The organism is Thalassospira lucentensis, assembly GCF_032921865.1.
Taxonomy (GTDB): Bacteria; Pseudomonadota; Alphaproteobacteria; order Rhodospirillales; family Thalassospiraceae; genus Thalassospira; species Thalassospira lucentensis_A.
This window is the reverse complement of sequence record NZ_CP136684.1, coordinates 527,693-543,463: the sequence shown is the minus strand read 5'-3', so window position 1 is coordinate 543,463 and position 15,771 is coordinate 527,693. Positions and strand designations below refer to the sequence as shown.

General features: G+C 57.2%; 10 protein-coding genes. 7 read left to right on the top strand and 3 right to left on the bottom strand.

Features of this window, described 5'->3' with window-relative positions; all coding sequences use genetic code 11:
• Window positions 1-59: 59 nt before the first annotated feature.
• Window positions 60-1,892 (bottom strand): ATP-binding cassette domain-containing protein, encoded by a 1,833-nt coding sequence (locus R1T41_RS03175; RefSeq protein ID WP_062958485.1) that lies wholly within the window; start codon window positions 1,890-1,892, stop codon window positions 60-62.
• Between the two features lie 107 nt (window positions 1,893-1,999).
• Entirely contained in the window at window positions 2,000-2,812 is an 813-nt protein-coding gene (locus R1T41_RS03170; RefSeq protein ID WP_317339901.1) for a TerB family tellurite resistance protein, read from the bottom strand.
• A gap of 199 nt (window positions 2,813-3,011) precedes the next feature.
• Between R1T41_RS03170 and R1T41_RS03165 the strand changes: the two genes are divergently transcribed.
• The 3 genes from R1T41_RS03165 (at window position 3,012) to R1T41_RS03155 (ending at window position 7,878) form a co-directional block, all read left to right on the top strand.
• The gene (locus R1T41_RS03165) at window positions 3,012-5,006 is read left to right on the top strand and encodes a methyl-accepting chemotaxis protein (protein ID WP_097053134.1); all 1,995 of its coding nucleotides are present in this window, start codon (window positions 3,012-3,014) and stop codon (window positions 5,004-5,006) included.
• A 261-nt stretch (window positions 5,007-5,267) separates the two neighbouring features.
• Window positions 5,268-7,232, top strand: a complete 1,965-nt coding sequence (locus R1T41_RS03160) for a methyl-accepting chemotaxis protein (RefSeq protein ID WP_317339898.1) — start codon at window positions 5,268-5,270, stop codon at window positions 7,230-7,232.
• A gap of 136 nt (window positions 7,233-7,368) precedes the next feature.
• Window positions 7,369-7,878 carry a winged helix DNA-binding protein gene (locus R1T41_RS03155; protein ID WP_062953248.1) on the top strand — a complete coding sequence of 170 codons (510 nt, stop codon included), beginning with the start codon at window positions 7,369-7,371 and terminating at the stop codon, window positions 7,876-7,878.
• Window positions 7,879-7,971: 93 nt separating this feature from the next.
• Here R1T41_RS03155 and R1T41_RS03150 read toward each other — a convergent pair whose 3' ends face one another.
• Complete coding sequence (locus R1T41_RS03150; RefSeq protein WP_317339895.1) at window positions 7,972-8,721, bottom strand: SDR family oxidoreductase; 750 nt, start codon at window positions 8,719-8,721, stop codon at window positions 7,972-7,974.
• A gap of 271 nt (window positions 8,722-8,992) precedes the next feature.
• Between R1T41_RS03150 and R1T41_RS03145 the strand changes: the two genes are divergently transcribed.
• From R1T41_RS03145 to R1T41_RS03130, 4 genes are all read left to right on the top strand, one after another.
• Window positions 8,993-9,967: a TRAP transporter substrate-binding protein gene (locus R1T41_RS03145; RefSeq protein ID WP_062953250.1), complete on the top strand. Its 975-nt coding sequence runs from the start codon at window positions 8,993-8,995 to the stop codon at window positions 9,965-9,967.
• A gap of 127 nt (window positions 9,968-10,094) precedes the next feature.
• A complete protein-coding gene (locus R1T41_RS03140) occupies window positions 10,095-10,607 on the top strand; it encodes a TRAP transporter small permease (protein WP_317339893.1) in 513 nt (170 codons plus the stop codon).
• A gap of 10 nt (window positions 10,608-10,617) precedes the next feature.
• Window positions 10,618-11,919, top strand: coding sequence for a TRAP transporter large permease (locus R1T41_RS03135; RefSeq protein WP_097053132.1), 1,302 nt, complete (start codon window positions 10,618-10,620; stop codon window positions 11,917-11,919).
• 68 nt (window positions 11,920-11,987) lie between these two features.
• Window positions 11,988-15,641 carry a hydantoinase B/oxoprolinase family protein gene (locus R1T41_RS03130; RefSeq protein ID WP_317339891.1) on the top strand — a complete coding sequence of 1,218 codons (3,654 nt, stop codon included), beginning with the start codon at window positions 11,988-11,990 and terminating at the stop codon, window positions 15,639-15,641.
• The last annotated feature ends 130 nt before the right edge of the window (window positions 15,642-15,771 follow it).

Sequence of the window (15,771 nt, the reverse complement as noted above, 5' to 3'; positions counted from 1 at the left end):
CGATCAGAAGATTACGGTTTGAACCGGAAAGTTGCAAGCGGTTGGCGGCGGTCCCGGGCTTATGAAAGCCCGAGTTCCTCGCGGAGCATTTCGAGTTCGAGCCAGCGTTCTTCGCCGGCTTCGAGTTCGGCCCGCGCAGCGGCCATGCGGTCGACCTTTTTCTGGAAGGCATCCGGGTCTTTGGTGAACAGGCTGCCATCGGACAGGGCGGCTTCGATTTCGGCAATCTCGGCCTCGAGCTTGGCGATCTGGCCGGGCAGATTGTCGTATTCGCGCTGGTCCTTATAGCTCATCTTGCCGGTCGGCTTGGGCTTTGCCGCCGGGGCGGGGGCGGATTTTTTGCCGCCTTTGCCCGATGTGCTGCCAAGCTTTTCCTCGGCGACGGCGGGGGCGGCGGACAGTTTGCGTTGCGCGACATAATCGGAATAGCCGCCGGGATATTCGGTGGCGATGCCGTTGCCTTCCATCACGATAGATGACGTCACTACGCGATCGAGGAAGTCACGGTCGTGGCTGACGAGCAAAAGCGTGCCTTCGTAATCGGCGAGCATTTCCTGCAACAGATCCAGCGTATCCATATCAAGATCGTTGGTCGGTTCGTCCATGATCAGAAGGTTGGTCGGCTTGGCAAGCTGTTTGGCGAGAAGCAAACGGTTGCGCTCCCCACCCGACAGCGCGCCAACGGGGCTTCTGGCCTGTTTTTCGTCAAACAGGAAATCGCGCAGATAGCTTACGACATGGCGGGGATTGCCGCGCACCATGACCTGATCACCGCCGATATCGCACAGCGTATCCCACAGGGTCATGGTGTCATCAAGGGCGGCACGTTTCTGATCGAAATAGCTGGCATTCAGGTTGGTGCCGATCTTGATCGTGCCGCTATCGGGTTCAAGCTGCCCGGTCAGCATTTTAAGCAGGGTGGTTTTGCCAGCCCCGTTCGGGCCGATAATGCCGACCTTGTCGCCGCGCAGGATACGGGTCGAGAAACCCGAGATGATCGTGCGATCACCAAATGATTTGGTTATGTCGGTCGCCTCGATCACGACCTTGCCCGAGGTGCTTCCGGCGTCAGCGGCCAATGACACATTGCCGATGCGTTCGATCTGCTGCGATCTGGTTTCGCGCATGTCCCACAGACGGCGCAGACGGCCCTGGTTGCGTTTGCGCCGTGCCGAGATGCCCTGCACGGACCAGACGGTTTCCTGGGCGATCAGTTTATCAAGCTTGGCGCGTTCCTCGGCTTCCTTGCGGAAGATTTCCTCGGACCATTCTTCGAATTTCGCGAAGTTCTGATCGGTGCGGTGCATGACACCGCGATCAAGCCAAAGAATGCCGGTCGAAATCGCGTTCAGGAAGGCGCGGTCGTGTGAGATGGCGACAACCGCCCCGCGGAAGTTTTTGATCTCGCCCTCAAGCCATTCGATGGTTGGCAGGTCAAGATGGTTGGTCGGCTCGTCGAGCAGAAGGACCTGCGGATCGGCGATCAGGGCGCGCGCAATTGCGGCGCGGCGGCCTTCACCACCCGACAGTTTGGTCGGGTCGGCCTGCGGATCGATATTGACCGAGTCCAGCAGCATGTAAACGCGATAGGCATAATCGATTTCGTGTTCGTCCAGAGCCGAGAGGACATAATCCTCGACCGTGGCGAAACCATCGAATTTCGGTTCCTGATTGAGATAGGCGACCTTGCAGCCCGGCTGAACGAAACGTTCGCCGCCATCGGCCTCGATTTCACCGGCGATGATTTTAAGCAGGGTCGATTTCCCGCCGCCATTGCGCCCGACCAGGCACAGGCGATCCCGTTCGCCGATGGCAAAGGAGACATCGGAAAACAGATCGTTGCCGCCAAAGGTCAGACGGATATCGTTAATATTGATCAGCGGTGGCGCCATGGAAAAACCGATAAGCTTGAGGTCATGAAAACTGGCCCCCTGCAAACCGCAAATCGCGGCATCTTGCAAGGGAAATCATTGCATGCAGGGCAGATGTGCGTGGCAAACTAGCGAATGCCACGTTCCTTGCGGATCTGATCCCATGCGGCATTGATACGGGCCATCTTGTCGTTTGCCTGTTCGATGAATTCGGGCGGCATGCCCTTGGCGATCAGGGTGTCGGGATGGTTTTCGCGTGACAGTTTGCGATGGGCGGCCTTGAGGTCATCGTCACTGGCATCGCGGCCAAGGCCAAGCTGTTCATAGGGATCGGGGCCGCCGGGGCTGGTATAGGCGTGATGCACGCGATCAAAATCAACATCGGCAAAGCCGAATATGGTTGCGACCTTGTGCAGGTAATCCTTTTCGGCAGGATGCAGGGCACCATCGGCCATCGCGATCTGATAAAGCGCTTCGAGGATGCCTTCGAGAAGGGCGCGTTCGCCGCGGAACAGAAGGGCGATCTGCTGGGCGTAGGGTTCAAAACCATCCGATGACTTGCGCGCCATGTCAAACAGGCGGCCGACATTCTTTTCCTCGCCGGGCGGGATATGAAACACGCGCTTGAAGGCGTTGATTTCATCACGCGATACCACACCATCGACCTTGGCCATCTTGGCCGACAGCACGACCACGGCGGTGGCAAAGGCGACCTGGCGCGCATCCTGCCCACCGGGGAAGCTGCCCTGTGTACTGCCGGTATAGCCGCCGATGCGGGCGGTGCGGATATTGTGCTTGATCCTGTCGACGACATGACCGGCCGCGGCACCCAGAATGGCGCCAAGCGGCCCGCCAAGGGCAAAGCCCGCAGTGCCGCCAATGATTTTACCCCAGATGCTCATGCTTTTGATCAGGCTCTTGGTTGCGAAAAGGACATTCATTTATCGCCGTATCGGCCAGATGCCGACAGACAAAGCGCATTAGATAGTACGGGTGGCCGACGATACTAGTCCTTAAGTCTATGAAACAGGCTTTTTCGGATATTTATCTGGAATATTACGTTTTTCGTAACAATCTTTAGCTCAAGGTTGAATTAACAAAGTTGAATGAACAAAGATAAAGACTGCATCGGGGGAAACGATGAAATTTCTGTCACGAATGAAGCTGGTCTACCAGATTTCACTGGTCGGGCTGGTGGCGCTTGTTCTTTTTGTTTTTGTCGCGGGTGTTTTGTTTGTCAGCGACCAGCAAAGAAAATCGGCCGAGCACGAAGCCGCCAACGCAATTTCCGATCAGCTTCTGGTGGATCGGGTATTTCGCGAATTCCTGAATGCAAGGCGACGCGAGAAGGATTTCCTTTTGCGTCTGGATGAACAGTTTGTGACCGATCATGCGACAACGGTTGCGGCAGTTCGCAGCGGTCTGGAAACCCTTGCCAATGACCCGCAACTGGTGGAATTCCGCGACAATGTCAATCTGATCACCACAGCATTCAACAATTATGCGGCGGCATTTGAAAAAGCCGTCGCCCTGCAACGTGATATCGGGCTGGATGGTGAAAGCGGGCTTTTGGGCAGCCTGCATACGGCCGCACGGAACATCGAAAATGCGTTGGCCGAAGTTGCCAAATTCGAGGCGATGCTGGGGCTGAGCCAGACCAAGGACATGTCGATGATCATGTTGATGATGCGCAGCCTTGAGAAGGATTTCCTTACACATCCCGACCCCGAAATCATCACACAGATGGATAACCGGCTGGCCGACTTTTTGAAGGCATTAAATGCCGCAACCAGCATCAAGGACGACAAGAAGGCATCGATGTCGGATTTGATGAAATCCTATGTCGATGATTTCAAAACCCTGTCGGCGACGATGCTGCTGCGTGAAGAGGCGCTTGCGGAACTCAGCACGCATTACAGCAGTGCCGAACCGGTTCTTGAACAGCTTGGTGCCGATATCGGGGCCAATGTGGTACGTATCCAGAAAGAAGCCGAACAGATCGCGCAATCCGCCCTGATGATGACCATCGGGATTTTTGTGGTTGGTGCGGTGTTGCTGGTGGTGTTTTCGATCATTCTGTCGCGCGCCATTGTGCATGCGATTGGCGGTCTGACCGGCAAAATGACACGGCTTGCCGGGAACGATTTTGACGTCGATCTGGGCGAGGTCGACCGCAAGGATGAAATCGGCGAAATGGCACGTGCGGTTCTGGTGTTTCGTGAAAACGGGGTGGAACGCCAGAAACTGGAAGCCGATCAGCGCGCCGCCGAAGAAGCCCAGCGCAAGCGGTTTGAAACGCAGGAAAGCTATATCCGCGAATTTGATACCGAGGTCGTCACGATGATGACGGCGGTTGGCAGCGCGGTCGAGCAATTGCATGCGGTGTCCGAGGTCCTTCGCAACAGCGCCAATACCGCAACCGAACAATCCAGCGCGGTTTCCGCCGGGACCGAGGAAGCATCGTCAAACGTGCAGCTTGTCGCGACGGCGGCGACCGAGCTTTCGGCATCGATACATGAAATCGCCGGTCAGGTAACCGAAACATCAAGCATGGCCCAATCGGCCAGCGAACGGGCGCAAAGCACGAATGAGGAAATCCAGGGCCTGAATGACGCGGCCCTGCGGATTGGTGAGGTGATCGGGCTGATCAACGATATTGCCGGGCAGACCAACCTTCTGGCGTTGAACGCGACCATCGAGGCGGCGCGCGCAGGCGATGCGGGCAAGGGGTTTGCGGTGGTTGCAAGCGAGGTCAAGAACCTTGCCAATCAGACCGCGCGTGCGACCGAGGATATTTCGGCCCAGATCAACGGCATTCAGCAGGCAACGCGTTCGGCGGTGGATGCGATTGATGAAATCGTTCGCATGATCACCGATATCAGCGAACGGGCATCGGCGGTGGCCGCCGCGGTCGAGCAGCAGACGGTTGCGACCAGTGAAATATCGCAGAATGTCGAACAGGCCGCCGCGGCCACCAGCGAGATTTCGGCCGCCATGCAGGGCGTATCGGGTGCGGTATCCGATACCAATGCGGCGGCAGGCGATGTGCGAGGATCGGCTGAAAATCTGGGCGATCAAAGCGGCGGATTGCGCCGCCAGATCGATACCTTCCTGCAAAGGATGCGGTCGCTTTAACCAGAAGCCATATGTCGCGTCAAAAGGCAGTTCGGGAAACCGGACTGCCTTTTTTGTCTGTTTCCGGCAGATGTTTGAAAACAAAAAAGGTTGGTGTATGCCCCCTGTAAACCGGGGGGCGGACACCCAATTAACAGAATTGGGCCAGACCAGAAGCGCACAAGATGCCGGTTTCGCCCGCAAGCCCCACCATTCAAACAAGTTCCATACCTTTTTAAGGGTGGATTGTGCCTTTTGACTGTTCCTGTCGGGGAAAGTGACATGAATTTTCTATCGCGTATGAAGCTGATTTATCAAATCTCGTTGATCGGGGTGGCGGCATTATCGATTTTTGCCATCGTTGCCGTGGTCCTGTTTGTGGCGGACAATCAGCGGCAGACCGCCGAAGTGCAGGCAGAACAGGCGCTTGAGGACCGGTTGGTTGTTGACGGGATCGCGCGCGAATTTCTGAATGCGCGGCGACGCGAGAAGGATTTCCTGTTGCGGCTGGATGAAAAATACGTCGCCGCCCATGCCGAAACCGTTGCAACCGTTCAAAGCGGCCTGAAAGCACTGGCCGCAGACCCGGCGCTTGACCGGTTTGACAGCGAAATTGCGATGATCGAAACGTCGTTTGACAATTATGCCGCCGAATTTCGCACCATTGCCAATCTGCAACGCGAAATCGGGCTGAACGAGGAAAGCGGTCTTTTGGGCAGCCTGCGCGGATCGGTTCATAATGTTGAAGAAGCGCTTGCGAAATACGAGGCCGACAAGCTGACGATCATCATGTTGATGATGCGCCGTCACGAGAAGGATTTCCTGGCGCGGATCGATCCGAGATATGTCGAACGTATTGATGCCCGTCTGGCGGAATTTGGCCCGGCACTGGCAGCGGCGGACAGTATCCCGGCAGATGAAAAGCAGAAGATCACCGATCTGATGAAATCCTATGTCGCGGATTTCAAGGCGCTGGCGGCGGGGATCCTTCAGCGCGAGGAAGAACTGGGCAAGCTGAGTGACTATTACGCCGAAGCCGAGCCGGTTCTGGAACAGCTCAGTGCCGATATTTCGGCCATCGCAACCGCAATGAAGGCCGAGGCTGAGGCGATTTCGCGCCGCAGCCTGATCACGACGGTGGTGATGTTTGTGGTTGGCGCACTGGCGTTGCTGGTGCTGTCGATCTTGCTGTCGAAGGCGATTGTGCGGGCGATTACCGGGCTGACCGGCAAAATGACGCGGCTTGCCGATAACGATTTTGATGTCGAGATCAATGAAGTCAATCGGGCGGATGAAATCGGCACGATGGGGCGGGCGGTTCTGGTGTTTCGGGAAAACGGGATCGAGCGGGTCAAGCTTGAAGCGGCCCAGCGCGAGGCGGACGAGCGTCGGCGCAAACGCATGGAAACGCAGGAACAGTATATCCGCGAATTTGATCAGGCGGTGGTTTCCGTCATGGCCGAGGTCGGTGTTGCGGTCGAACAGCTTCATCAGGTGTCAAACGTGCTTCGGCGCAGTGCCGATACGGCGGCAAGCCAGTCGATGGCGGTGTCATCGGGGACCGAGGAAGCATCCTCAAACGTGCAGCTTGTCGCGACGGCCGCGACCGAGCTTGCGGCATCCATCAACGAGATTTCCGGGCAGGTCAGCGAAACATCGAACATGGCGCAATCGGCAACCGAACGCGCGCGCCATACCAATGAAAACATTCAGGGGCTTAATGATGCGGCGCTCAAGATCGGGGAAGTGATCGGCCTGATCAGCGATATCGCCGGGCAGACAAACCTTCTGGCGCTTAATGCCACCATCGAGGCCGCCCGTGCAGGCGATGCCGGCAAGGGATTTGCGGTTGTGGCAAGCGAGGTCAAGAACCTTGCCAATCAGACCGCGAAGGCCACCGATGAAATCACCAGCCAGATTAATGGTATCCAGCAGGCGACGGGATTGGCCGTCGAAGCGATTGACGAGATCGTCCGGATGATTTCCGATATCAGCGAACGGGCGGCTGCGGTTGCCGCCGCGGTCGAACAGCAGACGGTTGCGACCAGCGAGATTTCGCAGAATGTCGAACAGGCCGCCGCCGGGACCGAGGAAATATCAGCGGCCATGCAGGGCGTGTCGGCAGCGGTGGCGGAAACCAACGTTGCCGCCAATGACGTGCATGGTTCGGCCGATAATCTTGGCACCCAAAGCGGCAATTTGCGCGGTCAGATTGACGGGTTCCTGGAACGGATGCGATCACTTTGATAACGAAATGTCGGCAATGATATGCAGCCTGGGCTTGTCCAGGCTGCTTTTTTTGCGATAAAATCCCGACAAAGCGTATAAGTGAATGCCACAAAGCGCATCGCGAAAGTTAACAACGGGATTTCAGGAACGCCGCATGACCGACAAACCACGTATTGTATCATCATCGCATCTTGTATCGGAACGTGCCGCCGAGCTTTCCGAGCTTGAATTTGCCCTGATCCTGTCGGGTAATGCGTTTAACCGCTGGATGGTGCGGTGCATGCGGGCCGCAGGCATGCCCGATGTTTCGGTGCTTGATATCCTTGTTCTGCATAACGTCAATTCACGCGAACGGGAAAAGAGCCTGTCGGAGGTTTGTTTCGTTCTGAATGTCGAAGACAGCCATCTGGTGAATTACTCGCTTAAGAAACTGCGCAAGCTGGGTCTGGTTGACGGGATCAAGCGCGGCAAGGAAGTGCATTATTCGACGACCAAGGAAGGCCGCGAAATGTGCCAGAAATACCGTGACGTCCGCGAGGCCTGCCTGATCGAGACGTTCCAGCGGCTGGGCGTCAATCATGAGGAAGTCGGCGATGTGGCCAAGACGCTGCGCGCGATTTCGGGCGTTTATGATCAGGCATCGCGTGCGGCGAGTGCGATGTGATTAACTTCCAGAGTTTCTGAAGAGCAGACAAAAGGCAGCGCGATGGTTATCGGGGCTGCCTTTTTCTTGTCTGCGTGTTCGGGCGTCCCGACCTTAGGGCTGCGGCAGAAGGGTCCGGTTATGGGTCGGAGACATGATGATTTCGTTGAAGCAGATCCGTGCCGGGGCGGCGACGACATAGGTGACCATGTCGGCCAGATCGTCGGGCTTTAGCATCAGGGCGCGTTCGTCTTCTTTGATCGGGACGGGGCGCTGATCAAGGATCGGGGTGGCGACTTCGCCGGGGCTTATGCAGCAGCACCGGATATTGTTGTGCATTTCTTCCTGATTGATGCTGTGCGACAGGTCGACAACGCCGCGTTTGGAGGCGACATAGGCCGGTCCGGCGACAGGGAATTCATGCTTTGCCGCCCAGGATGCAATATTGATGATCAGCCCGTCCTTTTGCGCGCGCATAAGGGGCAGGGTCGCGCAAACCGTGTTGGCGACACCATTGAGATTGACCGCGACGATGCGGTGCCAGTCGGCGATATCAAGGTCGCGCCAGTGCCGTTTGGGGCTGTTCATGCCAGCACAATTGATCAGGACATTGATTTTGCCCATGGACGCCTGAATGTTGCGCGCGGCGTCCGCGACCTGATCGCTGTTGCTGATATCAAGCGGGTGGATTTCGACCTTTCCGCCATCTGAGGTGATTTCGTTTGCGACCTTCTGAAGGGCTTCTTCGCGCCGTGCAGACAGGGCGACCTGTGCGCCCGCCGCGGCAAGCGATTTTGCAATGGCCTCGCCAATGCCGCTACCGGCACCGGTGATCCAGACCGATTTCCCCGAAAGATCCTGCACGGGCTTTCTCCCTGTTTGTTATTTGCCGGGACACTAGCACACGGCCATAAATCGAGGAATATCATATTGGTGGGGCGTTCTGATCGGCGTTCGGGTGGGGCAATGCCGATAAAATATCCTGCGTAGTTTCCCGCATTATGCATATCAGCCATGAAACAACATTGACAATTTATCAGTAAAATGTGACCGTTCTGTTGGGAGGCTACTTCGGAGTCACGAGATGCGCGCGAAAATGCATGTCGGCCTCATCACACACAGGGAGACTTGACTGATGCTTAAAAAGGCACTTTCCACCGTTGCAGTTGCCGCGATGACCATGTCGGCCGGTTTTGCCATGGCAGCCGAAAAATGGGATATGGCGACCCCGTATCCGGATGCGACATTCCACACCCAGAACATCATCGAATTTGCCAAGGACGTGAAAGAAGCGACCGGCGGTGAACTTGAAATCACGGTTCATTCCGGTGGTTCGCTGTTCAAACACCCGGACATCAAACGTTCGGTGCAGCGCGGTCTGGTTCCGGCCGGTGAAACCCTGATTTCGCTTCTGGCGAACGAAGACCCGGTTTACGGCGTTGACGCGATCCCGTTCCTTGCGACCAGCTATGACGAAGCCAAAAAGCTTTGGGAAGCTTCGCGCCCGGCGGTTGAGGAAAAGCTGGCGGCGGATGGCCTGAAGGTTCTTTATGCCGTCGCATGGCCGGCACAGGGTCTTTATACCGCGAAGCCGGTCAACACGGTTGAAGACCTCAAAGGTCTTAAATTCCGCGCCTATAATGCCGCGACCTCGAAACTGGCTGATCTGACCGGCATGGTCGGCACCCAGGTTGAAGTTCCGGAAATCCCGACCGCCTTTGCGACCGGCATTGTCGAAGCGATGATGACCTCGCCCTCGACCGGTGCGAATTCCAAGGCATGGGACTTTGTCGAAAACTTCTATGACGTTCAGGCATGGCTTCCGAAAAACATGGTGATCGTCAATGCCAAGTCGTTCGACGGTCTGTCGCCGGAAGTTCAGAAAGCCGTCATGGACGCAGCCGCCAAAGCCGAAACCCGTGGCTGGGAAATGAGCATGGCCGAAACCGACGCGCAGAAAAAGGTTCTTGCCGATAACGGCATGAATGTTGCCGCACCGAGTGCCGAGCTGAAAGCCGGTCTTGCCAAGGTTGGCGAACAGATGGTTGCCGATTGGCAGGCCGAAGCCGGTGATACCGGGGCTGCCATCATCGACGCCTTCAAGAAGTAAGCGCGAAACCACGTTTCCCGATCCGGGTGAAAATGCCCGGATCGGGACGCCCCGCCGAAATTCATGATATGACTGTCCGTATTGTCAGCCACCACTGGGAAATCCCGCGGGCGGAAAGGGGACTGCTGTGCGCAGATCATTAGATTATTTGTTCAAATTCAGTGCGGGGCTAGCAGCCATTTTTCTGGTTGCCATCGCATTGCTGATCCTGGCGTCGTCGCTGGGCCGGTTCTTTGGAATTGCCGTGCATGATGCCAATGAACTTGCCGGTTTCTCGCTTGCGGCGGGGACGTTCCTGGCGCTTGGTCCGGCACTTCGGGCGGGCACCCACATCCGGGTTCTGATCGTGTTATCCCATCTTAAGGGCGGTGTCCGCCGGGTGGTTGAGACCATTACGCTGGCGCTGGCAAGTTTCCTTGGCGGGTATTTCGCCTACTGGATGGCGGTTCTGGCAGAGGAAAGTTTTTCGTATGGCGATACGTCGCCCGGTGTTCTGGCATTTCCGCTTTGGATTCCGCAGGCCGCCATGGCGCTTGGACTGGCTGTTTTTACCATCGCCATGCTTGAGGCATTGTTCGACGTGGCACGCGGTCAGCAGCCCGGCTTTGCCACGCGCGAAACCAGCGAACTGACGGAATAGGGGGACGGTCATGGGTGTACTTGAAATCGGCCTGATCCTTATGGGGATCATGTTCCTGTTCCTTGGGGCGGGGCTTTGGGTGGCATTGTCGCTGTTTGCGGTTGGTGTCATCGGACTTGAGTTTTTTACCAGCGCGCAGACCGGACCGATCATCGCGACGACCGCGTGGTCGGGGCTTGCAAGCTGGTCGCTGGCACCGCTGCCGCTGTTTATCTGGATGGGTGAAATCCTGTTCCGGTCGCGGCTGTCCGAGGACATGTTCACCGGTCTTGCGCCGTGGCTGAACAAGCTTCCGGGGCGGTTGCTGCATGTCAATATTCTGGGCTGCGGGATTTTTGCCGCTGTATCAGGTTCGTCGGCGGCAACGGCGGCCACGATTGGCCGGATGTCGATCCCGGAACTGCGCAAGCAGGGCTATGCCGACAAGCTGATCCTTGGCACGCTTGCGGGTTCCGGTACGCTTGGCCTTCTGATCCCGCCGTCGATCATTCTGATTGTTTACGGGGTTTCGGCCGAGCTTTCGATTGCACGCCTGTTTATTGCCGGCATCCTGCCTGGTGCGATGCTGATCATCCTGTTCATGGGCTTTGTCATGATCTGGGCGACGATCAACAAGGACAAGATGCCGCCTGCCGGGCCGGTATACAGCTTTGTCGAGAAAGTCCGGGCGTCCGGTCGCCTGATCCCGGTGATCGCGCTGATTGCTGCGGTGATCGGGTCGATCTATGGCGGGATTGCCACCCCGACGGAGGCCGCGGCCTTTGGCGTGGTTGGTGCGCTGATCCTCTCTGCGATCAGCGGGTCGCTGAATTGGGCAAGCTTTATCGACGGCCTGATGGGGGCGACGCGCACATCGTGCATGATCGGTTTCATCCTTGCCGGGGCGGCGGTGTTGACCGTCACCATGGGCTTTACCGGCATTCCGCGCGAGCTTGCGGCATGGATCGCGGAAATGAACCTTTCGCCCTATGCGCTTCTCGCGGCACTGACGGTGTTCTTTATCGTGCTGGGCTGCTTCCTTGACGGGATTTCGGTGGTGGTTCTGACCACGTCGGTGATCCTGCCGATGGTGCAGGCCGCCGGGATCGATCTTTTGTGGTTTGGCATCTATGTGGTGCTGGTGGTCGAAATGTCGCAGATCACCCCACCGGTCGGTTTCAACCTTTTCGTTCTGCAAGGGCTGACAGGCAAAAACCTGTTTTCCATTGCGCTGGCTTCCCTGCCGTTCTTCTTCCTGCTGTTGCTGGCGGTTTTGCTGATTACGGTCTTCCCCGAAATCGCCACCTGGCTTCCGCAGAAAATGAACGGCTGACCCGCGCCGTTTAACGGTCGGCGCATTCGCAAGATTTGTTTGAATACGATGCTGAAGGAGTAAGCATCATGGCTTCGCACACCCAAAATTCGCCCACTTCGCAAACCACAGATCAGACGACGGGACAGCCAAAATGGCAGTTCTGGATCGACCGTGGCGGTACCTTTACCGATATCGTCGCGCGCAAGCCCGATGGCAGCCTTCTGACGCACAAGCTGCTGTCGGAAAACCCGGAACGTTATGCCGATGCCGCCATTCAGGGCATTCGCGAATTGCTTGACGTTCCGGCGGGCGAAAAAATCCCGGCTGAGAAAATCGAAGCCGTCAAGATGGGCACCACGGTTGCGACCAATGCCCTGCTTGAGCGTAAAGGGGATCGCACGGTTCTGGTGACCACGACCGGTTTCCGTGATGCGTTGCGCATTGCCTATCAGAACCGCCCGAAGCTGTTTGATCGCAATATCAGGCTGCCGGAAATGCTGTATGAGCGCGTGATCGAGGCCGATGGCCGCTTTGACGCGCAGGGCGAGGAACTGACCGCGCTTGATCGCGAGAACCTGCGGAAGGATTTGCAGGCAGCGTTTGATGATGGCATCCGGGCATGTGCCATCGTGTTCATGCATGGTTATCGTTATACCGCCCATGAAAATGCGGCCGCCGAAATCGCACGCGAGATCGGCTTTACCCAGGTATCGGTCAGCAATCAGGTCAGCCCGTTGATGAAACTGGTGTCGCGCGGCGATACCACGGTTGTTGATGCCTATCTGTCGCCGATCCTGCGCCGTTATGTTGATCAGGTTGCCGGTGAACTGGGCGGTGTGAAGCTGATGTTCATGCAGTCCAATGGCGGTCTTACCGATGCCGCGAAGTTCCAGGGCAAGGATGCGATCCTGTCGGGCCCGGCGGGCGGTGTTGTCGGCATGGTGCGGACTGCGGAAATGGATGGCTTTAGCCAGGTCATCGGTTTTGATATGGGCGGCACATCGACCGACGTTTCGCATTATGACGGCGAATATGAACGCGATTTCGAAACCCAGGTTGCCGGTGTGCGCATGCGCGCCCCGATGATGAAAATCCATACGGTTGCGGCCGGTGGCGGGTCGATCCTGCATTTCGATGGCGCGCGTTTCCGTGTTGGTCCGGACAGTGCCGGTGCCAATCCGGGACCGGCGGCATATCGCCGTGGCGGGCCGCTTGCGGTGACCGATATCAATGTCATGCTGGGCAAGGTTCAGCCGGACTTCTTCCCGAATGTGTTTGGCCCCGAAGGCAACGAGCCGCTTGACGCCGATGCGGTCAAGGCGGGCTTTGCCGACATGGCGCTCAAGATCAAGGACGCCACCGGACAGGTCCGAACCCCCGAAGAAGTCGCCGAAGGGTTCCTTCGGATCGCGGTTGAAAATATGGCGAACGCGATCAAGCAGATTTCGGTGCAGCGCGGCTATGACGTGACGGATTACATCCTGCAATGCTTTGGCGGGGCCGGGGGGCAGCATGCCTGCCAGGTGGCCGATACGCTGGGCATGACACGCGTTTTTGTCCATCCGTTTGCCGGGGTTCTGTCGGCCTATGGCATGGGTCTTGCCGATATCCGCGCGATGCGCGAACAGGCGGTCGAGGCGAAGCTTGAAACAGCTGCCCTTGCGGGACTGGATGAAAGCCTTGAGGCACTGGCCGCCGAAGCACGCGGCGAGCTGCATGAGCAGGGCATTACCGATGCCAAGATCAGCATGCTTAAAAAGCTGCATCTGCGTTATGACGGCACGGATAACCCGTTGATTGTTGATTTCGGTGATGTTGCATCGATCAAGGCGCAGTTCGAAGAACAGCACAAGCAGCGTTACGGCTTTGTCATGGATGAAAAGCCGCTGGTGGTGGAAGCCGTCGCGGTCGAGGCGATTGGTGAAACGCAAGGCCTGCCCGATGCCGAAGCCGAGGTTTCCAAGGATGGCGTCAAACCCGATCCGCTTGCCACCCGCAAGGTGGTGTTTGATGGCAAATCACAGGAAACGCCATTCTATAAACGTGAAGATCTGAAACCGGGTGCCACCGTGCGCGGCCCGGCGGTGATTGTCGAGCCGGTTGGGACCACGGTGCTTGATCCGGGCTGGGAAGCCAAGGTCAATGGCCGGGATCATCTTGTGCTGACCCGCGTTGTGCCGTTGAAACGGTCGGAAGCGATTGGCACGCAGGCCGATCCGGTGATGCTGGAAGTGTTCAACAACCTGTTCATGAATATTGCCGAACAGATGGGGGTCACACTTGCCAACACGTCATACTCGGTCAACATCAAGGAACGGCTTGATTTCTCGTGCGCGCTGTTTGATCAGGAAGGTCTTCTGATTGCCAACGCCCCGCATATGCCGGTCCATCTTGGATCGATGGGTGAGTCTGTTCGGGCCGTTATGGAAAACAATGCCGGGAAAATGAAATCCGGCGATGTTTACATGCTGAACGATCCTTATAACGGCGGGACGCACCTGCCCGATATCACGCTGATCACGCCGGTGTTTGGTGATGACGGCAAGGAAATCCTGTTCTATGTCGCATCGCGTGGCCACCATGCCGATGTTGGCGGGATCACCCCGGGCTCGATGGCGCCAAATTCCCGTATTCTTGAGGAAGAAGGCGTTCTGATCGACAATTTCAAACTGGTTGATCAGGGCAGGTTTGATGAAGCCGGCCTGACCGCCCTTCTGGAAGGGGCGAAATATCCGGCACGCAATCCGTATCAGAACATCGCCGATCTGCGCGCCCAGATTGCCGCCAATGAAAAGGGCGTGCAGGAATTGCGCAAGATGGTCGATCACTTCGGGCTTGATGTTGTGCATGCCTATATGGGCCATGTGCAGGACAATGCCGAGGAAAGTGTGCGCCGCGTGATTGACGTTCTGAAAGACGGCGAGTTTTCCTATGAAATGGATAATGGCGCGGTAGTGAAAGCCAAGGTCACGATCCATAAGGAAACCCGTTCGGCCACGGTTGATTTCACCGGTACGTCCGATCAGCTTGATAACAACTTCAACGCCCCATCGGCGGTAACAAGGGCGGCAGTTCTTTATGTCTTCAGAACCCTTGTTGATGATGACATTCCGCTGAATGCCGGGTGCCTGAAGCCGGTCAATCTGATCGTGCCGGAAGGATCGATGCTCAACCCGCGTTATCCGGCCGCCGTTGTTGCCGGGAACGTTGAAACATCGCAGCATGTCACCGATACGCTCTATGCCGCCCTTGGCGTGATGTCGGGTGCGCAGGGCACGATGAACAACTTCACCTGGGGCAATGATACGCACCAGTATTACGAAACCATCTGTGGCGGTACCGGTGCGGGCCCGGATTATGACGGGACATCGGGGGTGCATTCGCACATGACGAATTCGCGCCTGACCGACCCGGAAGTCCTTGAATGGCGCTTCCCGGTTCTGCTGGAAAGCTTTGGCATCCGCAAAGGGTCCGGTGGGGCAGGCAAGCACAAGGGCGGGGACGGCACGGTGCGCCGGGTTCGGTTCCTTGAGGAAATGACCGCATCGATCCTGTCCAACCACCGTCGCGTGCCGGTTCAGGCCGTTGGCGGCGGGGAGCCGGGCCAGCTTGGCCGTAACGCGATTGAGCGCACCAACGGCACGGTCGAGGAGCTTAAAGGCACCGATGGCGCCACCATGTATCCCGGTGATGTCTTCATCATCGAGACGCCGGGTGGCGGCGGTTACGGCAAAGCCTGATCACAATACTCAGAGCCGACAGGACATCCGGGAACACCCGCCCCTCATCACGGGGTGTTCCCGACAGGGTGTTACCTGTCAGACTTACAGCCGCCGGGAAACCGGCGGCTTTTTTATGAATTCCAGACAT